The 22,830-nt window shown below is 62.7% G+C and carries 20 protein-coding genes; 6 read left to right on the top strand and 14 right to left on the bottom strand.

Annotated elements, in window-relative coordinates:
- Positions 1 to 58: 58 nt before the first annotated feature.
- The 3 genes from J6497_RS37830 to J6497_RS37820 all read right to left on the bottom strand — a co-directional run bounded on the left by J6497_RS37830 (position 59) and on the right by J6497_RS37820 (position 3,453).
- Positions 59 to 1,072 carry an IS5 family transposase gene (locus tag J6497_RS37830; RefSeq protein WP_225709273.1) on the bottom strand — a complete coding sequence of 338 codons (1,014 nt, stop codon included), beginning with the start codon at positions 1,070 to 1,072 and terminating at the stop codon, positions 59 to 61.
- Positions 1,073 to 1,200: 128 nt separating this feature from the next.
- Entirely contained in the window at positions 1,201 to 2,025 is an 825-nt protein-coding gene (map, locus tag J6497_RS37825; protein ID WP_225709272.1) for a type I methionyl aminopeptidase, read from the bottom strand.
- Between the two features lie 114 nt (positions 2,026 to 2,139).
- A complete protein-coding gene (locus J6497_RS37820) occupies positions 2,140 to 3,453 on the bottom strand; it encodes a mechanosensitive ion channel family protein (protein ID WP_225709271.1) in 1,314 nt (437 codons plus the stop codon).
- Positions 3,454 to 3,862: 409 nt separating this feature from the next.
- On the opposite strand from J6497_RS37820, the gene J6497_RS37815 reads away from it, so the two are divergent.
- Positions 3,863 to 5,656 carry a potassium/proton antiporter gene (locus tag J6497_RS37815; protein WP_225709270.1) on the top strand — a complete coding sequence of 598 codons (1,794 nt, stop codon included), beginning with the start codon at positions 3,863 to 3,865 and terminating at the stop codon, positions 5,654 to 5,656.
- 167 nt (positions 5,657 to 5,823) lie between these two features.
- Here J6497_RS37815 and J6497_RS37810 read toward each other — a convergent pair whose 3' ends face one another.
- Positions 5,824 to 6,618: a hypothetical protein gene (locus J6497_RS37810; protein ID WP_225709269.1), complete on the bottom strand. Its 795-nt coding sequence runs from the start codon at positions 6,616 to 6,618 to the stop codon at positions 5,824 to 5,826.
- 295 nt (positions 6,619 to 6,913) lie between these two features.
- On the opposite strand from J6497_RS37810, the gene J6497_RS37805 reads away from it, so the two are divergent.
- Positions 6,914 to 7,168 carry a PepSY domain-containing protein gene (locus J6497_RS37805; protein ID WP_225709268.1) on the top strand — a complete coding sequence of 85 codons (255 nt, stop codon included), beginning with the start codon at positions 6,914 to 6,916 and terminating at the stop codon, positions 7,166 to 7,168.
- A gap of 175 nt (positions 7,169 to 7,343) precedes the next feature.
- Here J6497_RS37805 and modC read toward each other — a convergent pair whose 3' ends face one another.
- From modC to J6497_RS37770, 7 genes are all read right to left on the bottom strand, one after another.
- Positions 7,344 to 8,015 carry a molybdenum ABC transporter ATP-binding protein gene (gene modC, locus J6497_RS37800; RefSeq protein ID WP_225709267.1) on the bottom strand — a complete coding sequence of 224 codons (672 nt, stop codon included), beginning with the start codon at positions 8,013 to 8,015 and terminating at the stop codon, positions 7,344 to 7,346.
- Between the two features lie 2 nt (positions 8,016 to 8,017).
- Positions 8,018 to 8,713: a molybdate ABC transporter permease subunit gene (gene modB, locus J6497_RS37795; protein ID WP_225709266.1), complete on the bottom strand. Its 696-nt coding sequence runs from the start codon at positions 8,711 to 8,713 to the stop codon at positions 8,018 to 8,020.
- Between the two features lie 5 nt (positions 8,714 to 8,718).
- On the bottom strand, positions 8,719 to 9,504 hold the full coding sequence (modA, locus tag J6497_RS37790; RefSeq protein WP_225709265.1) for a molybdate ABC transporter substrate-binding protein: 786 nt from the start codon (positions 9,502 to 9,504) through the stop codon (positions 8,719 to 8,721).
- A gap of 213 nt (positions 9,505 to 9,717) precedes the next feature.
- On the bottom strand, positions 9,718 to 10,227 hold the full coding sequence (locus tag J6497_RS37785) for a hypothetical protein (protein WP_225709264.1): 510 nt from the start codon (positions 10,225 to 10,227) through the stop codon (positions 9,718 to 9,720).
- A 2-nt stretch (positions 10,228 to 10,229) separates the two neighbouring features.
- The gene (locus J6497_RS37780) at positions 10,230 to 10,436 is read right to left on the bottom strand and encodes a TOBE domain-containing protein (RefSeq protein WP_225709263.1); all 207 of its coding nucleotides are present in this window, start codon (positions 10,434 to 10,436) and stop codon (positions 10,230 to 10,232) included.
- A gap of 168 nt (positions 10,437 to 10,604) precedes the next feature.
- Positions 10,605 to 11,552 (bottom strand): penicillin-insensitive murein endopeptidase, encoded by a 948-nt coding sequence (gene mepA, locus J6497_RS37775; protein ID WP_225709262.1) that lies wholly within the window; start codon positions 11,550 to 11,552, stop codon positions 10,605 to 10,607.
- Between the two features lie 140 nt (positions 11,553 to 11,692).
- Complete coding sequence (locus J6497_RS37770) at positions 11,693 to 11,950, bottom strand: tripartite tricarboxylate transporter substrate-binding protein (RefSeq protein ID WP_312010442.1); 258 nt, start codon at positions 11,948 to 11,950, stop codon at positions 11,693 to 11,695.
- 341 nt (positions 11,951 to 12,291) lie between these two features.
- Between J6497_RS37770 and J6497_RS37765 the strand changes: the two genes are divergently transcribed.
- Positions 12,292 to 14,511, top strand: a complete 2,220-nt coding sequence (locus J6497_RS37765) for a putative bifunctional diguanylate cyclase/phosphodiesterase (RefSeq protein ID WP_225709261.1) — start codon at positions 12,292 to 12,294, stop codon at positions 14,509 to 14,511.
- Between the two features lie 136 nt (positions 14,512 to 14,647).
- Here J6497_RS37765 and J6497_RS37760 read toward each other — a convergent pair whose 3' ends face one another.
- Positions 14,648 to 15,820, bottom strand: coding sequence for an acyl-CoA dehydrogenase family protein (locus tag J6497_RS37760; RefSeq protein WP_225709260.1), 1,173 nt, complete (start codon positions 15,818 to 15,820; stop codon positions 14,648 to 14,650).
- A gap of 221 nt (positions 15,821 to 16,041) precedes the next feature.
- Complete coding sequence (locus J6497_RS37755) at positions 16,042 to 16,968, bottom strand: AbiTii domain-containing protein (RefSeq protein WP_225709259.1); 927 nt, start codon at positions 16,966 to 16,968, stop codon at positions 16,042 to 16,044.
- Positions 16,969 to 17,114: 146 nt separating this feature from the next.
- Between J6497_RS37755 and J6497_RS37750 the strand changes: the two genes are divergently transcribed.
- Entirely contained in the window at positions 17,115 to 17,666 is a 552-nt protein-coding gene (locus J6497_RS37750; protein ID WP_225709258.1) for a Panacea domain-containing protein, read from the top strand.
- Positions 17,666 to 18,472 carry a hypothetical protein gene (locus J6497_RS37745; RefSeq protein ID WP_225709257.1) on the top strand — a complete coding sequence of 269 codons (807 nt, stop codon included), beginning with the start codon at positions 17,666 to 17,668 and terminating at the stop codon, positions 18,470 to 18,472. Before J6497_RS37750 ends, J6497_RS37745 begins: the two co-directional genes overlap by 1 nt.
- A 4-nt stretch (positions 18,473 to 18,476) precedes the next feature.
- On the opposite strand, the gene lepA is transcribed toward J6497_RS37745, so the two are convergent.
- A complete protein-coding gene (lepA, locus tag J6497_RS37740; protein WP_225709256.1) occupies positions 18,477 to 20,288 on the bottom strand; it encodes a translation elongation factor 4 in 1,812 nt (603 codons plus the stop codon).
- Positions 20,289 to 20,623: 335 nt separating this feature from the next.
- Between lepA and J6497_RS37735 the strand changes: the two genes are divergently transcribed.
- Entirely contained in the window at positions 20,624 to 22,234 is a 1,611-nt protein-coding gene (locus J6497_RS37735) for a glycosyltransferase family 39 protein (protein ID WP_225709255.1), read from the top strand.
- Positions 22,235 to 22,830 lie beyond the last annotated feature (596 nt).

Below are 22,830 nucleotides of genomic sequence, written 5' to 3'. Positions count from 1 at the left end.
TACGCGAGGGTTGACGGCCGCGTTTTCAGGGCCGTCCGATGGCAGCGGGCGGTGGCGGTCACGCCGCAGCTCCCACGGGCTGCAGCACCGCCCATCGTTTGAGGTTCATGGCGAGGCAGATAAGACGCAGATGCGTCTGGTTGCGTCTCAGGCCCAGATAGCGGGCGCGCGCCCAGCGGTAGACGCCCTTGAGACGCGCGAAGACCTGCTCGACCGGCGCGCGGCGCCGGCCCACCGCGTCGTTGAAGCGCTTCTGCCGCTCGGTCAGGGGATGATGCTTGTTGGGCCGGAACATCAGCCGCGGCTTGATGCCCTGCGCCGCGAGCCCGCTGCGGCGCTCGTGCTTGTCATAGGCCTGGTCGGCATAGACCGCCTCCTCGTCACCGCAGATCAGCTCGTCGGCCGGCACCGTGTCGTTGACCGCAGCGTCGGTCAGCTTGCTGCGGCGGATGATCGCCGAGCCCTGGTCGATGCCGACATGCGCCTTGTAGCCGAAGTACCGCTTGCCACCCTTCTTGGTCCAGCGCGCATCCGCATCGCGCTTGCTGTTGACCAGCTTGCTCGGCGCCCGACCGTCCGGGCCGGGCGGCTGCGGATCTTCCGGCGGCTTCGGCGGCTTCACCGCCGCCGGGATCAGGCTCGCGTCGATCAGCGTGCCCCGCCGCAGCACCAGCCCACGCGCCTCAATCTGGCGCACGATCTCACCGAACAGCGTCTCGTCCAACCCGGCCCGCTGCAAAGCCTCGCGGAAGCGCCAGATCGTCGCGTGGTCGGGGGTCTCGTCGTCCAGCACAAAACCGCAGAAATCGCGGAACGAGGCGCGGTCATCCAGCGCCTCTTCAAGCTCCGGATCGGACAGTCCATACCATTGCTGCAGCAGCAGCGCCTTGAACATCACCAGCCGCGGGTAGGGCGGCGCGCCACGCTCCGGTTCCGGAAGGCCGCGCAGCACAAGCTCCACAGCCGCCCAATCGACCAGCTCGCCGATCCGCCTCAGCACCGGATTGCCTTTTCCCCGCCGCGATACCAGCGCATCTGCGAAGCTCGGTTGTCCAACCCGCCGATATGTCACTCCAGCCCCCTCTCCGATCCTCTCTTAGAGAATCGCAGATTCGCCCATTATGCAAAGCTCTCGTAAGCGGGAGAGGGAGCACAGCTTCACCGGGGGCTGCGTTTCAATCTGATCGGATCACGCTCAGATCACACCACCGTCCACGGCTTCTCGCCGTTGCGCTCCGACAGGGTGAAGATCTCGACGCCGTCAGCGGTGACGCCGACCGAATGCTCGAACTGCGCCGACAGCGAGCGGTCGCGCGTCACCGCGGTCCAGCCGTCGGACAGGATCTTTACATGCGGCTTGCCGAGATTGATCATCGGCTCGATGGTGAAGAACATGCCGGGCTTCAGCGCCACGCCTTCGCCGGGCCGGCCGACATGGATGATATTGGGCTCGTCGTGGAACATGCGCCCGAGGCCATGGCCGCAGAAATCGCGCACCACGCTCATGCCCTGCGGCTCGACATAGCTCTGGATCGCATGGCCGATGTCGCCGGTGGTGGCGCCGGGCTTCACCGCGGCGATGCCCCGCATCATCGCCTCGTAGGTCACCTCGATCAGCCGCTCGGCTTTGCGCGCGATCGGGCCGACCGCATACATGCGGCTGGAATCGCCATACCAGCCGTCGACGATGAGGGTAACGTCGATATTGACGATATCGCCTTCCTTCAGCGGACGGTCGCCGGGCATGCCGTGGCAGACCACATGGTTCAGTGAGGTGCAGGTCGAATAGCGATAGCCGCGATACATCAGCGTCGCCGGATAGGCGTCATGGCTGAAGGCGAACTCGCGCACGAACTGGTCGATCTTCGAGGTCGGGATTCCCGGCTTGATGATGTCGGTGAGCTCGTCGAGGCATTTTGACACCAGCGCACCCGCTTTGCGCATGCCGATGAAGCCGCTTTGTCCGTGCAGCTTGATCTGGCCGGTCTTGCGGAGGGAGGTGTCGGTTGCTTCGATATAGCTCATGGTCAGATCATTTGGCGGGGGCTGTTAGACTAGCGGTTAATTCACCTAATTTAATGATCGGGGCGGCCAGTGCAAGCCAAGGTTGGGGCCGAAATGGCCTTTCCTGCCATGGATTTAGCCGGAAGTCTCGATCACCGGCTCGACCGGCAGGGCGCCGCGGACCCGAAGTTCCCGCACCGGAGTGGGCACCCGGATGCCCTCGCGCTTGAAAGCGTCCCACAGCGCCAGCATCACGTCGCTCTTGACGTTGTCGAGGCCGTCAGGATCGCCGATCCAGAAGGTCAGCGAGAACTTCATCCCTGCTTCGGCGAATTCGGTCAGGATGCAGTTGGGCGGCTTGCCCTTCAACGCCCGCGGTGCCGTGGCGGCGATCTCGATGGCGAGCTTGCACACCAGCCGCGGATCGGCGTCGTAATTGGTGCCGACGGGGATTTTGACCAGCGTGTTCTTGTCGGTATAGGTCCAGTTGACGACCTTCTGCGTCACCAGGTCCTCGTTCGGGATCAGGAATTCGCGGCCGTCGCCGGCGGCAACGGAGATGTAGCGCGTTTTCATCGCGCTGATGCGCCCCGAACTGTCGCCGATCGTGACGAGGTCGCCGGGCTTCACCGACTTGTCGGCCAAGAGGATGATGCCCGAAATGAAGTTGGCGACGATCTTCTGCAGGCCGAAACCGATACCGACGCCGACCGCGCCGGAGAACACCGCGAGCGCCGAGAGGTTGATGCCGACCGCGCTCAGCGCGATCGCGATCGCGACCACCATCAGCCCGATGCGGATGATCTTGATCAGGAGCACCTGGATCGACGGCGTCAGGTCGGTGGCGCGGTTGATGCGGCTCTCGACGAAATTGCTCGCGATGTTTGTCAGCCACAGCGCCACGATCACCAGCGCGCCGGCCTTGATCAGAAGCAGCGGCGTCAGCCGCAGGCCGCCGACCTCGATCGCGACGGAATCCAGCGCCTCCGCGGTTGCCTCAAGCTCGCCGATGATGCTGAGCGCCGCGACGATCCAGGCCCCCACCGACACCAGGCGGACGATGAAGGCATTGCGGATCACCGACGCCACCAAGGAGATGACGAGCCAGGCCAGCGCCAGCTTGGCCAAGACCGCGATCAGGTAGCTGCGGCTCGGCCAGGTCGAATGCGCCATCGTGATGCGCGTTGCGATCATCAGGACCGCGAATACCGCGGTCGATGCGCTGTCGACCAGCACGCGCACGAAATGCCTGAGCGGCAGCGGCAAGTGCGACGCCAGCGAATCGGCGTCGACCCGTACGCGGATCGCGGCGTTGGCCGCATAGGCGATGCCGGCACCGGCCAGGATGATCCCGAGCTGCAGGTAGAACCAGGGCGAGGTGACCTCCGCGCCGACTGACCGCGCGGCCATCTGCAGGGCCTCGATGACGTCCTTCAGGTCCATTTCCATCGGCGAAATCTCATGAAGCGCAGATTCAGGCGAATTTGATTCGAACAATCGGCACAATTCCACAAACGCGGCGCGCGGACCATTGCTACAAGAGCCAGCTCAAGCAGGCCCGGCAACCTCGCCGCGGAGCGCCTTGAGAGTCACCTCTCCCGCTTGCGGGAGAGGGAGAACCGCGCCTCCCGTTCGGCAACTTCGCCGCGAAGCGTCTTTGGAGTCACCTCTCCCGCTTGTGGGAGAGGTCGGCGCGCCGCGCCGGGTGAGGGCTCTTTCCGCACAAAAAGCCTTGCCATGGAGAGAGCCCTCGACCCAAGGAGGAAAGGTGAAGTGCACGCTGCTCTCAGAAAATGGGTTGGCGTCGAACTGTGGCGACGGTAAGGATGCATTGCAACTCTCTCTTTCCTCACGGCGTATGGCTTCTCTCGATCAGGTCAGCATAGCCATCCTGCTTGGCGCAGTTCTCGTGATGGCCGGCATCCTGTCGAGCCTGTTGGCGCTGCGCTTCGGCGCCCCCCTGCTGCTGGTCTTCCTCCTGATCGGAATGCTCGCGGGCGATTCCGGTCCCGGCCATCTGCAGTTCGACGATTTCCGCAGCACCTATCTGGTGGGCTCGGTGGCGCTGGCGCTGATTCTGTTCGATGGTGGATTGCGCACGCGCTTCCAGAGCATCCGTACCGTGCTGGCGCCCTCGATGGTGCTCGCGACCGTCGGCGTGCTGTTGACCGCGCTGATCACGGCGCCGGTCGCCAAATATGCACTCGACCTCTCCTGGACCGAGGCGCTGTTGGTTGGCGCCGTGGTGGCCTCGACCGACGCCGCGGCGGTATTCCTGTTGGTCCACACCCAGGGCCTGCGCCTGCGGCCGCGCGTCGGCGCCACACTGGAGGCGGAAAGCGGCACCAACGATCCCTTCGCGATCTTCCTGACGCTGATGCTGGTCGAGTTCATCTCGCTCGGGGAAAGCTCGGCGTCGCACATCATCCTGGAGTTCGTTCGAGAAGCCCTGTTCGGCGCGATTGTGGGCGTGATCGGCGGTCGGCTGGTCGTGATCGCCATGAATCGCGTCGCACTGCCGCAGGGGCTGCACGCGCCCTTCGTGACCACAGCGGCGCTGGTGATCTTCGGCGCGGCGCAGATCGCCCATGGCTCCGGCTTCCTCGCGGTCTATCTCGCCGGCATCATCATCGGCAACCGCCCGACGCGAGCGCATAACTCGGTGGTGACGTTCCTCGATGCCGCCACCTGGCTGGCGCAGATCGTGATGTTCGTCCTGCTGGGGCTGTTGGTATCGCCGCATCGCCTGCTCGACAGCCTCAGTGCCTCGATCGTGATCGCGCTGGCGCTGATGCTGCTGGCGCGGCCGCTTGCCGTGTTCGCCTGCCTGGCACCATTTCGTTTCAACTGGCGGGAGAAGCTATTCATCGCCTGGACCGGGCTGCGCGGAGCGGTCGCGATCTTCCTCGCCTCGATCCCGATGCTGGTGGGCCTGTCGAAGGCCTATCTCTATTTCGATGTCGCCTTTGTCGTCGTCATCATCTCGCTCTTGTTGCAGGGATGGACTCTGGCGGCGGCGGCGCGGCGGCTGCATGTGGCGCTGCCGCGCCTCGACCGCGGCCCGCGGCGCGTCGAATTGGATCTGCCCGGCCAGCTCGAGCAGCAGCTCGTCGGCTATCCGGTGGGCGCCAAGAGCCTTTACTTCCGCCGCGGACTGCTGCCGTCCTGGTCGAGGCCGACGCTGGTGATCCGTGACGAGAATATCCTCTCGCCCGCCGAGGCCGACCCGATTGCGCCCGGCGACTACCTCTATCTGCTGGCGCCGCCGGAGCGGGCGGAGGCGCTCGACCGCTTCTTCGTCGATATGCCGCCGAGCACCGCGCCCGATCCGCATCTGCTCGGCGACTTCGTGGTCTCCGGCGAACATACGCTCGGCGAGCTCGCCGAGATCTATGGCGTGACCGTCGATGACGACCAGAAGGAGCTGACGCTGTCGGATTATTTCGACATCCATCTCGACCGTGCGCCGAAGGAAGGCGCAGAGCTTGCGCTCGATGCCATCGTCCTGGTCGCGCGCAGCCTCGGCGGCGGCAGGGTCAATGTCGTCGGCCTGCGCCTGCCGGAGGAAGAGGAGCCGGCCGTGCCGCTGACTAGGCTGAAGCGGTTCAAGCGCAAGCTCGCCGAGATCTGGGCATCGGTCGCGGGGGTTTAAAGTCACGCGCACGGTTTCTGTTCGCCCTCATCCTGAAAAGGGCAGAGCGGGGTGGGGGTCAGCCCCGGGGCGCTGGCGTTCGCGGAGGCAGGATCCCCACCCGATTTTGCGCGTTGGCACGCGCAAAATCGACTCCCTTTTCAAGGGAGGTGGCCACCATCATCGGCTTATCTTCTGGGGAAGCTCGTATCGTTCGCGAACTTCCTGATCAGTTCGCTGAGGTCGTCGTCCGGCGAGGTGATCTTCTCGTTTCCGTGTTCCGGACTTGGTTCGCGACGAATCTCGTTGCGCTCGACCTGAACGGGCGGAGCCATGGCGGTTGCCCCGTTGCGGATCTCGGGTTCTGCGGGCGGCGCCACAGCCACCCTCGGCGCGTGGATTTTCGGAGGGCGGCGATCCGGCTCGGTCCGCGCATGCGCTGATCTCGGCGCCTGATTTGCATCGATCGATGGCTGATGCACTTCTGGCGCCTCCGCTGTCGGCGCCGATTGCTTTCGTGTTGCCTTGGCGACGATCTCGTTGACGATCGTCGCGAGGCGACTCTTGTCGGGCTTGGAAAGATAGCTCTCGGCGAATTCGTCGACATAGTGCTGGCCGTAGTCGGCCAGCACCGCGGCCAATCGCGCCAGATCGGGATCGCTCTCGACCAGGCGACGCCAGGCCGCCCCGTCGTAAGTCGAGATATCAGCGTGCCCTGTCGCCTCCGATGCCGGCAATGGTGGAGGTGCCAAAGCGACCGGTTCCGCGTGGGCCGGAGATACCTCGGCAGCTGCGGCAGCCGTCTCTGGGTGCGCATCGAGACCGGCAACAACCGCCGCCTTCTCCGCCTTTCCTCGCTTCCGCTCTGCGACCTGCAGCGACACCAAACCGATGCCCATCAACAGAAAGCCCAGAGCGGCCCAAGCCACCGAGAGGCACAGGACGAATCCTGCGAGCAGCAAAACCCAACCAGCAATTCGCATGGCACGCCTTTCTTCCGGCGACAATTTGGCGTGACCGGGCGAATTTGGCAAATCGACGCTTCGTCACTTCAAGCCGACGGATGCGTGATCGAAGTGGGCCTCGATGTTCTGGCCCTTGCTCGAATCTGTCCCGTCATGTGGCAAAATCGTCATATTATCACCAAGTGGCGGCCAGAAAGCGATCGGAACTCCTGCCTGTCACGCAGTTTCGCTGTGAAATGGGAACCAGCAAGGCTTGAGGGCTTTGGGAAGGATAACTGCCGTAACGGCAGATCACCTTCACCAGGAGTAACCCATGCGAAAGTTCATTCTTCCAATAGTCGCGGTTATGACTCTTGGAATCGCGACACAGGCCAAGGCCTATGATTCAGGCGATCTCATTTCAATGCAGAGAGCACTGGCGATCGCGACCGATCTCGGCCTCGTAACGGTGTCTGACACTGAGTTTGCGGGGTATGAGTGGCAAATTGAGGGACGGGATATCGAGGGCCGGTACATGGAAGTTGATGTCGACGCCCGTACCGGCGCGGTGCTCAACGTTGACCGATAAACCTGCGAGGTGCTGCTTGATGCGCCCTCGCCCCTTGTGGGAGAGGGCTACTTCGGCGTCGGCACGAGCTCGCTTGGGTGAGGGGTCTCTCTCGACGCGCGTGCCCGCAGTGACAACCTCTCATCCGGCGCTTCGCGCCACCTTCTCCCACAAGGGGAGAAGGGAAAAGGCGAAATCAATTCGCGCTTCCCGTCAGCACCTTCACGCCGCCGAACGCGGTCACTTCTCCGCGGCGCAGCATCACGATCTGGGTCGCGAGCTGGCGCAGTTCGGCGGCGTCGTGGCTGACATAGACCATGGGAATGCCTTCGTCGCGCAGCCGGATCAGATAGGGGAGGATCTCCACCTTCCGCCCTTCGTCCAGCGAGCCCAGCGGCTCGTCAAGCAGCAACAGGCGCGGCTTCGATAGCAGCGCACGTCCGAGCGCGACGCGCTGGCGCTCGCCGCCCGAAAGCTTTCCCGGACGACGATCCATGAGATGGCCGATGTCGAGCAGGTCAGTCACGCGACTGCGTTGCGCCGGATCATCGCCCAGGCGGTTCATGCGTCGCCCATAGTCGAGGTTCTGCCGCACGTCGAGATGCGGGAACAGCCGCGCGTCCTGGAACACATAGCCGATGCGGCGCCGGTGCGGAGGCACATGGACGCGCGCTTCGGTGTCGTCGAGTGTCTCGCCGTCGAGCGAGATGATGCCGCGGTCGAGCTTCAGCAGTCCTGCGATCATGTTGATCAGCGAGGTCTTGCCGGCACCTGAGGCGCCAAACAGGCCGGTGACGCGGCCCTCGCTGGTGAATGCGGCCGACAGCGTGAATTCGCCGAGGTGCTTGGTGACATCGACGCGCAGCATGGTCAGTTTCCGTGCAGCCGTCTTGTCGCGCGCCGCGCAAACCACTCTGATGCAACGAGCGCGCCCATCGCGATCACGGTAGAGATGATGACGAGCCGCATCGCCGCAAGGTCGCCGTCGGGCGTCTGGATCAGCGAATAGATCGCCGACGAGATGGTCTGGGTCTGGCCCGGAATGTTGGAGACGAAGGTGATGGTCGCGCCGAACTCGCCGATCGCCTTGGCGAAGCCGAGCACCATGCCGGCGAGCACGCCCGGCAGCGCCAGCGGCAAGGTCACGGTCAGGAACACCTGCCAGGGCGCTGCGCCCAGCGTTCCTGCCGCCTGCTCGAGCCGCCGGTCGACGGCCTCGATCGACAGCCGGATCGGCCGCACCAAGAGTGGAAACGACATCACGCCGCAGGCGAGCGCCGCGCCGGTCCAGCGGAATGCGAAGACGATGCCGAGATGATCGGCAAGCCAGGCGCCGAGAAAGCCGCGTCGCCCAAGCGCGAGCAGCAAGAGATAGCCGGTGACAACAGGCGGCAGCACCAAAGGCAGGTGCACGAACGCATCGAGCATCGACTTGCCCCAGAAGTCACGTCGCGCAAGCAGCCACGCCAGCGCGATCCCCAAGGGAGTCGCGACCAGCGTTGCGACGATGGCGACCCGCAATGACAGCAGGATCGCCGTCCACTCGGTCGGCGAAATCTCGAACACGCGGCTCAGGTCGTTGGCGTGATCAGGAACTTGAATCCGTACTTCTCGAGGATCGTCTTTGCCGTCGACGATTTCAGGAAGTTGAGGTACTCGGCGGCCTCGGGCTTCGCCGTCGTCGTCGCCGCAACCGGATAGATGATCGCGGGATGGCTGTCTGCGGGGAAGGTGCCGACGATCTTGACGCCGGGCTCGACCTTGGCGTCGGTCGAGTAGACGATGCCGAGCACGGCCTCGCCGCGGGCGACCAGCGTCAGCGCCGCGCGCACGCTTTCGGCCATCGCGAATTTCGGCTCGGCCGCCGGCCAGACGCCGAGCTTCTCCAGCGCCGCCTTGGCGTATTTGCCGACCGGCACGGCCCTGACGTCGCCGGTGGCGATCCTGCCGTCGCCGGCGAGCTTGGCGAGATCGAAGCCGGGGCCGATATTGACGTTGTCGATCTTGGAATCCTTCGGCGCGATCAGCACGATGCTGTTGCCGAGCAGATTGACCCGCGTCGCCTCGTTGATGTTCTTCTGCTTGATCGCGTAATTCATCCAGTCGGTGTCCGCGGAGACGAACACGTCGGCCGGCGCGCCCTGCTCGATCTGCTTTGCCAATGCCGAGCTGGCGGCATAGCTCGCGGTGACCTTGACGCCGGTCTTGGCGGTGTAGGCCGCGTCGACGTCGTCGAGCGCATTCTTCATCGAGGCGGCGGCGAACACGGTCAAGGTCTTGTCCTGCGCGCTCGCGGGTGGGGCGGCTGAAGCCAGCACAAGGACAAAGGCGGCGACGATTCCGGCAAGGCGGTTCATGGCAGGCGCTCCATCACGCTCGATGCGCGCTGATTGCACGCGCAATTCGGGCGTTGGTTGAATCGGTAAGGGAATTGCGACAGACGGAAGCGCCGTTCCGGTGATCCCGACGGACTGACGGTCGGTTGGGACATCGCGATGAGCAGACAATAAACAGGGCGGCAGCCCGGGTAAAGACGATGCTTTGTCTATTTGCCCGGGCCTATGCGCCGCTCATTCCGTAGGCAGTATCGCGATCGAGATCGAATTCTCCTTGGCTCCGCTGACCTGCAGCACGAATGGGCTTGCCGCGAGCTCATATTTCATGGTCTTGCGGATGTCCTCGCAGTCGGTCGCGCCGCTGAACGCCTTGGGCTTTAGGAAATGTCCGTCCTGCACCACGTCGACCCAGCCGCCGGATGACAGGCTGATCGTGTAAAGCCCCGCCTTGGGTTCGTTCTTGAAGCCGGCGAAGCCGGCAAAGGTGCCGTCCTTCGGTGCCCGCTCCGGAGGTCTCGGCAATTTGGCATCCGCCGGGGCCGCCAGCGCCAGCGTGAATCCGCCTGTCGGCAATGCGGCGAGTTCGTTGCCTGAGGTCAGTTTGGCACGATCGGGCGCGGTCAGCGCGGCGCGCTCGCGATCGATCGACCATTTGAACTTGTCGCAGCCGCTCGGCTCCTCCGCCGCAAAAGCAGGCGCGCTGCCGAGCAGCAGCAACGCAACCAGAACAGATGTCCGCCACATGACTAATCCACCGCGATCATGACGTCGGAGGCCTTGACCACGACGATGACCTGGCCGCCAACCTTGATGCCGAGATCGTCGACCGCTTCGTTGGTAATCGAGGACGTCATGACGGTGCCGCCGATATCGACACGGACATGGGACGTGGTTGCGCCCTTCTTCACCTCGACGACGGTGCCCTTGATCTGGTTACGTGCACTGAGACGCATGGTCGCTCCTCGCAATGGCTGAACGCGCGCGGGGATGCCGCGCTGATGTGGCCTTTGATTGAAATCAGCGGGGCCATCGTCCCGCGGCAGACGCCTTGCGCTTGCGGCGCAGAGCAGCGACACAATAGCGTATCATGGCGCCGTGGGAATAGCGCCCTAGCGAAGATGTTACTGCTTCGCGTTCGGTGCATTCAGCACCGCTTTGCAGGCCGCCGGCATCTGCGCCAGCGTCATTGGCGGCTTCGGCTTTGGCGGTATCGGCGGCGGCTTCGGATGCAGCACCGCATCCGAGAACCAGAAGGCGAGATCGGAAGGCTTGCAGCCTTCATCCTCCGGCTGCGACGGCTGTCCCTTACATTCCGTGGCGCCGGCCGGGCAGCGCATGCGGATATGGAAGTGATAATCGTGGCCCCACCACGGCCTGATCTTGGCAAGCCAGCTACGGTTGCCCTTGGCCTCGCGGCAGAGCGCCTTCTTGATCGCGGCGTTGACGAAGATCCGCTGCACGGCGGGCTCCCGCGCGGCGTCGCGCAGCACCAGCACATGGCCGGGCGTGAAGACCTTGGGATCGACGTCGAGCCTGTCTTCGCGCACCATCATCACCGCCGACATGTCCTCGCGCTCCTCGCGCGAGAGCCTGCGGTCGGGCATCGGCGTCAGCCAGATGTCGGCATCGAGTCCGATCTGGTGACTGGCATGGCCGCTCAAGGCAGGCCCGCCGCGCGGCTGCGCGATGTCGCCGACCAGAATGCCCGGCCAGCCGGCATTCTTGTGCGCCCTGACCGACAGGCGCTTCAACAGGGCGATCATCGCGGGATGGCCCCAGTTGCGGTTGCGCGACAGCCGCATCACCTGCCAGGTCTCGCCATTGATCGGCATCTGCGCCGCGCCCGCGAGACACCCTTTGGTATAAGAGCCGATCGCCCGCGACGGCATCGTCGTTGGCAATACCTTGCGCGCGAATAATTCCTTGGCGCCGAGCGTGGGGTCGTTGGGATTGGCGAGCGGCGGCAGCGGCTTCGGATTGACCGAGCCCTTGTCCTGCGCCGACGCTACATCGGCACCAAACGATAAGGCCGCAAGAAGCAGCAGGATCAGTATCGGGCGGGACGTCATGGGATTCACTCGGATGACGTCACCGTACCATGGATTCGACCTTCCGCGAGCCGCGGTGCCATCGCAATTGTTTGATCTCCCACAGCTCCGTCGCGGCAAATCTTGGATTTAAGACGAGAGGTGAAAGGGAACCCATCGCTTCACTGCATCTCGATCTTGGCTGATTTGATCACCGTGCCCCAGCGGTCGACCTCGCTGCGCATATATTTGGCCGTCCGCTCCACCGACCCGCCATAGATTTCCGCAGAGAGCTTTCGGAAATTGGTCCGAATGTCCGGACGAGCCAGCACTTCGTTCACGTCGGCATTGATCTTCTCGACGATCGCCTTCGGCGTCCCGGGCGGCGCCGTGATCGCGTACCAGGGGACCGCTTCGAATCCCGGCAGCGTTTCGGCGATCGTCGTTCGCTTGAGCGGTTCGATGCAAGCTCGCGGCTTAACCGGACACTAACCCTGTCGTGCAATGACGCATTTTCGTGCGGGATACGCGGCATTGGTGCAGCCACCGTATCGCTACGCGCGGCGCGGGAAAATTCCCCCGCGCGCATGGGCGATTTGCCGTTCGGATTTGCCTTTTACTCCGTCCGAATCGTCCAACGGTATTGAGGGACGTGCAGAGTCGCCTCCTAAACAGGCATCCTGGAGTCTGCTTCGATTCCGGGAGCCGACGGAAGATACCATTTTTTCAGACACTTATCGGAGAAACATCGCCGGCGGGAGTGCGTGCGGGGCGAAAGTCGATGCCGAAGATGCGGCCAAGAACGGCCAAGAAATTGAAGCGCAAACTGACGGCGAGAATTCCCGGTCGTCCCATCAAGCCCAGTCCAAAGCTTTCGGGCCGCAAACGGTGTGCTCCGTGCGAGATTGGCGAGATCGTGCGCACGCGCGCCGAGGCCGAGGCCGCGATCGCGGATGCGCGCCGCTCCAACGAGCGCCTGCGCGAGGCGATCGACATCCTGCCGCAGGGCATCGTGTTCCTCGACGCCGAAGGCCGTTACATCCTCTGGAACAAGAAGTATGCGGAGATCTATAGCCGCAGCTCTGACCAGTTCGAGCCCGGCGCGCGGCTACAGGACACCTTGCGGGTCGGCGTTGCGCGCGGCGATTACCCCGAGGCGGTCGGCCGCGAGGAGGCATGGATCGCCGAGCGGCTGCAGAAGCTTTATCAGCCCGGCGAGCGGCATGAGCAGAAGCTCGCCGACGGCCGCGTCGTCCTGATCGAGGAGCGGCTGACGTCGGACGGCGGCGTCGTCGGCCTGCGCGTCGACATCACCGAACTGAAGCAGCGCGAGGCTTCGTTCCGCCTCTTGTTCGACGGCAATCCAGTGCCGATGATCGTCTGCTCGCTCGATGGCGAGCGCATCCTTTCCGTCAACGATGCCGCAGCCGAGCATTATGGTTTCAGCCGCGCCGAGTTCGAGAAACTGACCATCCGCAGCCTGCAGGCGTTCGATACCGAGCTGCCCTGGATCGGCGGCCGCGACGGCGACGAGCAGGCGGCGCGGACCTGGAAGCATGTGCGGGCCGACGGCACGCTGATCGATCTTGCGATCTATTCGCGCGAATTGATGCATGGCGATCAGCCGGCGGTGCTGCTGGCGCTGATGGACATGACCGAGCGCAAGCGCGCCGAGGCGCGGCTTGCCTTCATGGCCCAGCATGACGGGCTGACGGGGCTGCCCAACCGCAATCTGCTCCGCCAGCAGATGGACGACATGCTCTTGCACACCCGCCGCAGCGCCGAGAAGGTCGCGGTGCTCGTGCTCGGCATCGACAATTTCAAGGTCGTCAACGACACGCTCGGCCATGGCGTCGGCGACAAGCTGTTGCGTGGCGTCGCGAAGCGCCTGCGCTCGACGCTGCGCGAGGAAGATGCGCTGGCCCGCCTCAACTCCGACGAATTCGCGATCGTGCAAAGCGGCGTATCGCGACCGGAGGAAGCGGCGCTACTGGCGAAGCGGCTCCTGGAGGCGATCGGCGAACCCTATCTGCTCGACGGCCATTCCATCGTGATCGGCGCCAGCATTGGCATTGCGATGTCGCCCGGCGACGGCGACGAATCCGAGAAACTGTTGAAGAGCGCCGACATGGCGCTGTCGCGCGCCAAGGCCGAATTCCGCGGCACCTTCTCCTTCTTCGAGGCCGAGATGGACGCGCGCGCCCAGACCCGCCGCAAGATCGAGATGGATTTGCGCGACGCGATCCAGAACGACGGGCTGCGGCCGTTCTACCAGCCGCTGGTTGATCTCTCGAGCGGCCGCATCACCGGCTTCGAGGCGCTGGTGCGCTGGCCGCATCCCGAGCGCGGCATTATCTCGCCGGGCGAGTTCATCCCGGTCGCGGAAGAGACCGGCCTGATCAATCCGCTGGGCGGCCTGATGCTGCGGCGTGCCTGCAACGAGGCGGCGCATTGGCCTGACGACGTCCGCGTCGCCGTCAATCTGTCGCCGCTGCAATTCCGCACCGGCAATCTGTTGTCGCTCGTCACCGAGGCGCTGCGCCAGTCAGGGCTGCCGGCGCGGCGGCTCGAGCTCGAGATCACCGAAACGCTGCTGCTTGAGAAGAGCAGCCAGGTGCTGGCCACGCTGCATACGCTGCGCGCGCTTGGCGTGCGCATCTCGATGGACGATTTCGGCACCGGCTATTCGAGCCTCAGCTATTTGCGCAGCTTCCCGTTCGACAAGATCAAGATCGACCAGTCTTTCGTGCGCGACCTCGGATCCAACCGCGATGCGCAGGCGATCGTGCGCTCGATCATCAGCCTCGGCAAGGGCCTCGGCGTCACCATCACCGCCGAGGGCGTCGAGACCGAAGCCGAGCTGAGCTGCCTGCGCGCCGAAGGCTGCCACGAGGGCCAGGGTTTCCTGTTCAGCCGCGCCAGGCCCAATTGCGATATCGTCAGCCTGCTGCAGGCCCAGCGTGGCGAGGCCAGCGACGACGAAGCCGCGTTGGTGGCGTGAACGGAATCGTAGGGTGGGCAAAGCGCAGCGTGCCCACCATCACGAGCAGCGTGCTTGACGGTGGGCACGTCGCTGCGCTCCTTTGCCCACCCTACGCAGCTTCAGCCGTCTTCGCGAGCTCGCAGTGATGGTTTGCTCACCGCGTCGTCGGCGCTCCCGCGAGATTGCCTGAAAGTATCGCGCGGCCGGCATCCTCGTAATTGACGTCGCGGGCCTGGATCTGCTGCGCGATCGTATGCATGTCGCGGAAGCGACGCTCGAACCTGTTGGCGGCGAACACGGCCGTCGCACCGGCCATGTGATAGGCGGTGTCGACCACGGATGTCGATTGGTGGATGGTCCAGGTCGCGGCGACGCGGATCGCCACGCGATGAGCTTCCGTGAGTGGATTCCCGCGCTCGAGATCGCGCCAGACCTCCGCCGCGGTCGCATAGACATAGGCGCGCGCGGCGCGCAGGCTCGCCTCGGTGCGGCCGATCAATCCCTGCACCGCATTGTTCTCGCGCATGGCTTTCAACCCTTGCGGCGTCTTGCCGCGCGAAAGCTCGATCGCCGCATCCAGCGTGGCGCGCGCGACGCCGAGCGCGGTCGCGGCAAAGCCCATGCCGAATACCATGTTGGTCGAGAGCCGGTACAGCGGGCCCTGTTCGCGCAGCGCCGAAGGATCGTCGCGTAGCACCGCGAATTTCTCCGGGATGAAGAGATTCTCCACCGAATAGGAATCGGTGCCGGTGCCCTTCAGTCCGATCACGTCCCAGGCGTCGTACATCGTGGCGCTCGCCGCCGGAAACAGGATGGTGCGGATTTCCGGCGAGCCGTCCGCCTTCTTGCGTTGCGTGGCGTCCGCATCGACCACGCGCACATGCGCCCCCAGCCAGCTTGCCTGCCGCGAGCCGCTCGCAAAATCCCAGCGTCCATCGGCGAGATAGCCGCCCGGCACCGCCTTCACCTCATGCCCGATCGCGCCCCAGGCCAGAATGCCCGGCGCGACGTTGAAGATCTCGTTCGCCGCCTCCGGCTCGAGATAGGCCGCGGTCATCGCACAGACGCTGCATTGTCCGAGGCACCAGGCGGTGGAGGCATCGGCCTTGGCGACCTCCTCCTGCATCTGCATGAACGCTTCCAGCGTCGCCTCGCTGCCGTCGAAGCGTTTTGGCAGCAGCGCGCGATAGAGCCCGTTCTCGATCAGCGCCGATGTCACCGCGCCCGTCAGCCGCCGCGTCCGCTCGATCTCGTCAGCATCGGCCGTGATCAACGGCGCCAGCGCACGCGCCTTGTCGGCGAGATCGAACCCTTCCGGTTTGCTCATGCGTTTCCTCGCTGTTCTTGTTTTGTTGAGCGGGAACGCGATGGTGGCTTATCTGTGGGGAGAGGGCAAGCTAGTCGACCCACCCGCGGCCGTCATTCCGGGATGCGCCGCAAGGCGCAGGCCCGGATCCAAGGCACTGCATGCAGTGGTGGAAAAATGGATTTCCGGGCTCACGGGCCCAAACTTATGGGTGAGTCGACACTCTTGCCAGACAAACTAAGTCACTTAAGGCCGTAATATCTCAAAGCGGCCTCAGTCAGAACATTCGTGGCGACAGCCATTCCCGCTTTCCAAGTGCCGTTTGCGGCTTTGCCGATATTATCTACGATCCATGCCTTCGCCCGAACGCCAAACGGCTCCGTGTTGCTCTCCGGTTTCTCGGAGGCGACGATTTTGGCAAATTCCTGTGCATCCGGCTTCGCGATGCCAGCTTTGACGAGGGCCTTCACGAACGCATCGCCGTCTCCCGCCGAATTATTGAAGGAGAATTGCGCTCCGTCTCCAACATTGGAAATCGAAGTTACGTTGCCGTTGATCACTTGATGGGTAATCTGTGTCACTCTTTCCGGATCCTTTGCGGACTCGTTGGTAGTTGGAGAGCCCAAGCCTATCTCAACAGCGCTAGGAATTGATTTCTCGATTTGAATTGTCAGCTCGAGAATCTTTGTGCGAACTGCATTCTGTATTTCTGTGAGCGCCGCTGCGGAAATCGTTCCGGTCACGCTGTTGCATGCATAATCTTCGTAAACGTTGCCTTGGAGCAAGAGAATCAAGTTTGATGCGTTGATATGGAGACTGCCTCCCGACTCCTTTCCTGACCCTATTAATTCGTCGACCGCAGCAACACTCTGGCGCATTTGAAATGAGTTCCAATGCGGCCCAGCGAATTTCTCGACTAGGTATGACGGTATCGGAGCGTTCTTGATTGCGGACCCAAAAGCGCCACTGAACGTGCCGGTGTACGACACCGGAATTTTCCGATAGTCGGGTAGGTCAACGTGGGGAGGATATCCCTCCGACTCATGTTTGACCCATTCCTCAAGGGTCTCACTGCCTAGCCGCGATGCCAAAAGGCGAAGTTTAAGAAGTATAGGTCCGATTTTCTGACCTTCGACGAGAGAAGCTTGTATCTCTCTCAATAAACTCATCAGCCGCCTCCGAACCCCGCCAAGCGTCAACGCGAATCACGTTACCCAAATGCTAGTCTCTATCCCAACTCAAGGTCGGCTATCGGTTTTCAGCGCGGCAGCAACGACTTCCCTGGAGGTGGGCTTAACCGATTCTGCTGAGCTAAATGTTGGGGGAAACGATAGCAGGAATATTGCGAACAAATCGTGAATATCGTATCGAATTCAACATGCCTTATGATGTCCGCGCTATCGCAAACTTTGTGTTGGACTTAGCCGATCAAAGGGATCGGGCGGTCTCCAATTTGAGCATCAATAAGATCGTTTTTTTCTTGCACGCCTACTTTTTGGCTCGGTTTGGAAAACCGCTAGTTTCGGCAAAGATCGAGGCTTGGGAATACGGCCCAGTATTTCGCGAACTGTACCGCGAATTCAAGCCGTTTGCGGATAGGCCGATCAAAGCGCGAGTTTATCGAATCAATGCTACTACTGGTGAACGAGAACTTTGTGAGTCGGCTTTGCCTGAACATGAACGCGAGTTCTTGGAGGAGCTTGGCCGGAGGTTTGTGTCGTTCTCTGCAAGCTCTCTAGTATCGATGTCGCACGAGCCGGGGGCCCCCTGGGATCAGGTTTGGAATCATAGTTCACGAGTGAACGCTTCAATGCACATCTCGGATGATCTGATCATGAACTGGTACGCTAGAGCGGCGAGGCACTGATGGTCGACTACAATGCTGAGCTAGCGAGGCGTTTCAAAATTCTGCGGAAGCTGGATTTCCCGCCTGCGGGGCCCAATTGGGTTCGCTTTATCTTCGATGACGTGGCGTCCACCGCAAAAGCAATGCTTAGCTTTGCTAAGGGGCAGCCCGCTTTCGGTTATCAAGCCGCTTACCGCGCGATTAGGGACCGTATTGAACTTGGAATTGATCTCAATGCAGCGATCAAGGTCGCGACTGGCAAGGGTGCTCCTGCAGGCTGGACGCAGAACCGGCAATTGGTCGAAGCGTTTTTCGACTATGATGAGAGCCGCAAGTATTCTGCATCAAATCCGATCGAATTCGATAGGGAATTTTTCCGAGTTTCAAGGGATGTAATTGTGCCGATTGCACCACTTTCCATTATTCGAGAGAAGGGAAAGTTCGTGCCGGTTTTTCTCTGCGGGTGGGCTAACAATCCGCTGCTGCCGCTACAGCGGCGTCTGTTGATGACAATCTATGAGGATGCTTTCTTCTCGCTAACGGACTATCAGAATTCGCCGGGTGAGGTGTTGTTCTTTCCGAAGAGCGCGACTCGAAAGCCCGGAGCTGAATATGAAAACGTTCGCGAGTCGGAGCTTTGGCGTCGTGGTGACTACGGCTTGCTATCCAGTGCCGAGCTGAACGAATGCGTCGAGATATTTGTCTTGGCACGAGACAAAGCCAGGCAAGTCCTTCAAAGCGAGATCAATGATCTTCAGAACAAGATGAGAGCCGAGGGCGCAACGCGAGATATGGAAGTTTCAGAGGATCTTTTTACGAAGAAGTAGTTGCTCAGCTATCCACCTTCAGTGCGGCAATGAAAGCTTCCTGCGGGATGTCGACCTTGCCGAACTGCCGCATCTTCTTCTTGCCTTCCTTCTGCTTCTCCAGAAGTTTTCTTTTACGCGTGATGTCGCCTCCGTAGCATTTGGCGGTGACATCCTTGCGCAGCGCGCGAACGGTTTCGCGGGCGACCACCTTGCCGCCGATCGCGGCCTGGATCGGGATCTGGAACATGTGCGGCGGGATCAGTTCCTTCATCTTCTCGACCATGGCGCGGCCACGGCCTTCCGCACGGGTGCGATGCACCAGCATCGACAGCGCATCGACCGGTTCGCCATTGACCAGGATCTGCATCTTGACGAGATCGGCCGGCTTGTAGTCGGTCAAATGATAGTCGAACGAGGCGTAGCCCTTGGAGACCGATTTCAGCCGGTCGTAGAAATCGAACACGACCTCGTTGAGCGGCAGGTCGTATTTCACCATTGCGCGGCTGCCGACATAGGTCAGCTCCTTCTGCGCGCCGCGCCGATCCTGGCACAGCTTCAGCACGCTGCCGAGATATTCGTCCGGCGTCAGGATCGTGGCCTCGATCCATGGCTCGTCGATCTCAGCGATCTTGACCACGTCGGGCATGTCGATGGGATTGTGAATCTCGATCTCGCTGCCGTCGGTGAGCTTCATCTTGTAGATGACGCTCGGCGCGGTCGCGATCAGGTTGAGATCGAACTCGCGCGACAGCCGCTCCTGGATGATCTCCAGGTGCAATAGCCCGAGGAAACCGCAGCGGAAGCCGAAGCCCAGCGCAGCCGAGGTCTCCATTTCGAACGAGAAGCTGGCATCGTTGAGGCGAAGCTTGCCCATCGCCGCGCGCAGAGTTTCGAAATCATCGGCGTCAACCGGGAACAGGCCGCAGAACACCACCGGGATCGCCGGCTTGAAGCCCGGCAGCATTTCCTTCACCGGATTGCGGTCGTCGGTGATGGTGTCGCCGACGCGGGTGTCGGCGACTTCCTTGATAGCGGCGGTGATGAAGCCGATCTCGCCGGGGCCGAGTTCGTCCACCTGCTGCATCTTCGGCGTGAAGAAGCCGACGCGCTCGATGTCATAGGCAGCACCCGTGCCCATCATGCGGATGCGCTGGCCCTTCTTCATCACGCCGTCGACGACGCGGATCAAGACGACCACGCCGAGATAGACGTCGTACCAGCTATCGACCAGCAGCGCCTTCAAGGTGGCGTCCTTGTCGCCCTTCGGCGGCAGCAGGCGGGTGACGATGGCTTCCAGCACATCAGGCACGCCGAGGCCGGTCTTGGCCGAGATCATCACGGCGTCCGAGGCGTCGATGCCGATCACGTCCTCGATCTGCTGCTTGACCTTCTCAGGCTCGGATGCGGGCAGGTCGACCTTGTTCAGGACCGGCACGATCTCGTGGTTGTTGTCGAGCGCCTGGTAGACATTGGCGAGCGTCTGCGCCTCGACGCCCTGGCTGGCGTCGACGACGAGCAGGGAACCTTCGCAGGCCGCCAGCGATCGCGAGACCTCGTAGGCGAAGTCGACATGGCCGGGCGTGTCCATCAGGTTGAAGATGTAATCCTTGCCGTCCTTGGCGCGGTATTTCAGCCGCACCGTCTGCGCCTTGATGGTGATGCCGCGCTCGCGCTCGATATCCATGGAATCGAGCACCTGTTCCTTGCCCGCCATCTCGCGGTCCGACAGCCCGCCGGTCATCTGGATCAGGCGGTCGGCCAGCGTCGATTTTCCATGGTCGATATGGGCGACAATGGAGAAGTTGCGGATGTTCGGAATAGGGACGGTCGTCATGGGGCGCGAGATAGCATTCGCACCCCAAAGCAGCAACCATATTGCGGTATTTTGAGACGGTTTTCACCTCTCCCGCTTGCGGGCCTCATGGTTCGAGACGCGCCGTCAGCGGCGCTCCTCACCATGAGGGTCCAAGATTCCGCCGCGAAATTAGACCTCATCCTGAGGAGCCCGCCAACGGCGGGCGTCTCGAAGGATGGGCCGCGACGGGACCGCCCACCAAATTCTCTTTCATATGCGATAGCCCCTGCCCGCAGGCGGGGAGCGGGAGTGCAGCATCGTTCCCTCACGCCAAGCTGATTTCATTCGCCCGAAAAACAGGCTACGCAGGCACCATGCCTACTGCATCAACCCTGCCCGTTGCGGCGCGCACACGCCGGAAATTCTCGATCTCGCGCCTGGCGGCGTGGCTGGTGGCGCGCGCAACCGATCCCGTCAACGGGTTATGGTTCGTCACCGGCTTTGCGCTTGCCCATGCCGTGCTGTGGACGCTGATCCTGGTCAATCTGAAGTCCGCCCAGGACATCCATATGGATGTCGCGGAGGCCTTTGCCTGGGGCCAGAAATTCCAGCTCGGCTATGGCAAGCATCCGCCGTTGTCGGGCTGGGTCGCCGGCCTCTGGTTCCGCATCTTCCCCGTGACGGATTGGGCGACCTATGCGCTGGCGATGGCGGTCATCGCCGTGAGCCTCGTCGTCTGCTGGCTGATCGCGCTGCGTGTCGTCGACCGCCGGCGCGCCTTCTTCGTCGTGGTGATGCTCGCGCTCTACCCGATCTTCAACTTCAAGGGCTACAAGTACAACGCGGACCTGCTGCAGCTTGCGACCCTGCCGCCGGTCGTGCTGGCCTATCTCTACGCGTTCGAGAAACGCACCGTCATTTCGGGCATCTGGCTCGGCCTTGCCGGCGCGCTGGCGCTGATGACCAAATATTGGGTGCTGACCATGATCGGCGCCATCGGGCTTGCGGCGCTGATCCATCCCGAGCGCATGCGCTTCCTTGCCTCGCCGGCGCCGTGGGTTGCGATCGCAACGCTGATCGTGGCGATGATCCCACATATCGTCTGGCTGAGCGAGGTCCATTTCGCGCCGCTGACCTATGCCGGCGATGTCTATAGCATCGACAATCGCGCGGTCAGTCTGTACCTCGTGAACGGCTATATCGGCCACAATCTCGGACTGCTCGCCGCCTGCATCGTGCTGGCAGCGCTCGCGCTCGGCTGGAGCGCGCTGGTGCGGCGGCCGTCGACCTTGTTCATGCGGAACTGGTCGCGCGGGCCGAATCCCGGCGTGAATTTCTCGCAGGCGCTCAATGTCTGGATCATCCAGATCATCGTCGCGATCGGCCCGCCGCTCGGCGCGCTGTTCTTCGAAATCTACATCAAGACCGACTGGGGCATCTCGCTGTTCTTCCTGACGCCACTGGCGCTGGTCGCGATACCCTGGCTGCGGATCCCCAGGATGGCGCTGTTTCGGATCAGCGCGATCTGGCTCGTGATCAGCATCGTCACGCTGTTTGCTTCGCCGACCATCGCCGAACGCGAGCTCGCGGCCAATCCGAACGGTGTCGCGCAATACGCCGCCCGCGCCGAGCTCGCGCGCGACCTCACCGAGACCTGGCACCGCAAAGCCGCCTCGCGCTGGGTCGTGGTGGCGGGCACCACGGAGGTGATCATGCCGCTGGTGTTCTACAGCCCCGATCATCCGGCACCGTTCACGCCGGGCGAGATTTGGAGCAATGGACTCACCACTGAGGCGGAAGCCAAGCGCCTCGGCTTCATCGGCGTGTTCGATCCCAATGACGGGCGCTTGCCGGCGTTCGAGGACTGGATCGACAAGAACGCGCCGCACGCCGAGCGCCTGATCATGACCACACGCCGCTTCGTCCACGGCCATCCCGGCCCCGCGGTGAGCTGGAAAGTCTACATCGCGCCGCCTGCGCCGTGATCGCTGGGAGTACCGACCTCATCCCGAGGAGCCGCGCAAGCGGCGTCTCGAGGGATGACCACGGGCACCTCACTCTCCGTCATTCCGGGGCGCGCAAAGCGCGAGCCCGGAATCCATTTTGCCGCGTGCTCTGTGGTTGAATGGATTCCGGGCTCGTCCTTCGGACGCCCGGAATGACGGCGGAGAAAAATTCGCTAGCAATTCCAACGTGATTTGCTCGGTCCAGCCCTCGCGCGAAAAATATTCCGCTTCCGTCGTCGGGCAAATCAGTGATTTAACTCCGCGCGTCTCACCGCAGATGAGGGGCGGCTCGCGATCGTCACGAACGTTGCGGTGAGATGCGGTGGACGCGGGTGTTGCGACTGACGAGCGTGACTATCCGTGGACGGCGAAGTCGTGTGGTTCTGGCGCCCCGACGCTGGCGCTAAGTTTTTTGCGCGAACAAGTTTGCGCGAGAGGCGACGGTGGCAAGAAAGCCCGGTCACCGGGAAGAGCACGAAGTAAGCCGTAAACCACTGCGCAGGGAAAGCCGGTGTTGCTCCGGTTGACCTGTGGTCCTACCCCCGTGCTTTTTGTTGCACGGGGCCCACGGGTGC

Origin of the sequence: Bradyrhizobium cenepequi (assembly GCF_020329485.1) — a bacterium.
Lineage (GTDB): Bacteria > Pseudomonadota > Alphaproteobacteria > Rhizobiales > Xanthobacteraceae > Bradyrhizobium > Bradyrhizobium cenepequi.
Note: the sequence above shows the minus strand (reverse complement) of the source record. Positions and strands in the feature narration are given on the sequence as shown.

Excerpts from the sequence above, each read along its gene's own strand:
- map (WP_225709272.1), bottom strand. The coding sequence starts at position 2,025 with ATGAGCTATATCGAAGCAACCGACACCTCCCTCCGCAAGACCGGCCAG.
- J6497_RS37820 (WP_225709271.1), bottom strand. The coding sequence starts at position 3,453 with ATGGAAATGGACCTGAAGGACGTCATCGAGGCCCTGCAGATGGCCGCG.
- J6497_RS37815 (WP_225709270.1), top strand. The coding sequence starts at position 3,863 with ATGGCTTCTCTCGATCAGGTCAGCATAGCCATCCTGCTTGGCGCAGTT.
- J6497_RS37810 (WP_225709269.1), bottom strand. The coding sequence starts at position 6,618 with ATGCGAATTGCTGGTTGGGTTTTGCTGCTCGCAGGATTCGTCCTGTGC.
- J6497_RS37805 (WP_225709268.1), top strand. The coding sequence starts at position 6,914 with ATGCGAAAGTTCATTCTTCCAATAGTCGCGGTTATGACTCTTGGAATC.
- modC (WP_225709267.1), bottom strand. The coding sequence starts at position 8,015 with ATGCTGCGCGTCGATGTCACCAAGCACCTCGGCGAATTCACGCTGTCG.
- modA (WP_225709265.1), bottom strand. The coding sequence starts at position 9,504 with ATGAACCGCCTTGCCGGAATCGTCGCCGCCTTTGTCCTTGTGCTGGCT.
- J6497_RS37785 (WP_225709264.1), bottom strand. The coding sequence starts at position 10,227 with ATGTGGCGGACATCTGTTCTGGTTGCGTTGCTGCTGCTCGGCAGCGCG.
- J6497_RS37780 (WP_225709263.1), bottom strand. The coding sequence starts at position 10,436 with ATGCGTCTCAGTGCACGTAACCAGATCAAGGGCACCGTCGTCGAGGTG.
- mepA (WP_225709262.1), bottom strand. The coding sequence starts at position 11,552 with ATGACGTCCCGCCCGATACTGATCCTGCTGCTTCTTGCGGCCTTATCG.
- J6497_RS37765 (WP_225709261.1), top strand. The coding sequence starts at position 12,292 with ATGCCGAAGATGCGGCCAAGAACGGCCAAGAAATTGAAGCGCAAACTG.
- J6497_RS37760 (WP_225709260.1), bottom strand. The coding sequence starts at position 15,820 with ATGAGCAAACCGGAAGGGTTCGATCTCGCCGACAAGGCGCGTGCGCTG.
- J6497_RS37755 (WP_225709259.1), bottom strand. The coding sequence starts at position 16,968 with ATGAGTTTATTGAGAGAGATACAAGCTTCTCTCGTCGAAGGTCAGAAA.
- J6497_RS37750 (WP_225709258.1), top strand. The coding sequence starts at position 17,115 with ATGTTGGGGGAAACGATAGCAGGAATATTGCGAACAAATCGTGAATAT.
- J6497_RS37745 (WP_225709257.1), top strand. The coding sequence starts at position 17,666 with ATGGTCGACTACAATGCTGAGCTAGCGAGGCGTTTCAAAATTCTGCGG.
- lepA (WP_225709256.1), bottom strand. The coding sequence starts at position 20,288 with ATGACGACCGTCCCTATTCCGAACATCCGCAACTTCTCCATTGTCGCC.
- J6497_RS37735 (WP_225709255.1), top strand. The coding sequence starts at position 20,624 with ATGCCTACTGCATCAACCCTGCCCGTTGCGGCGCGCACACGCCGGAAA.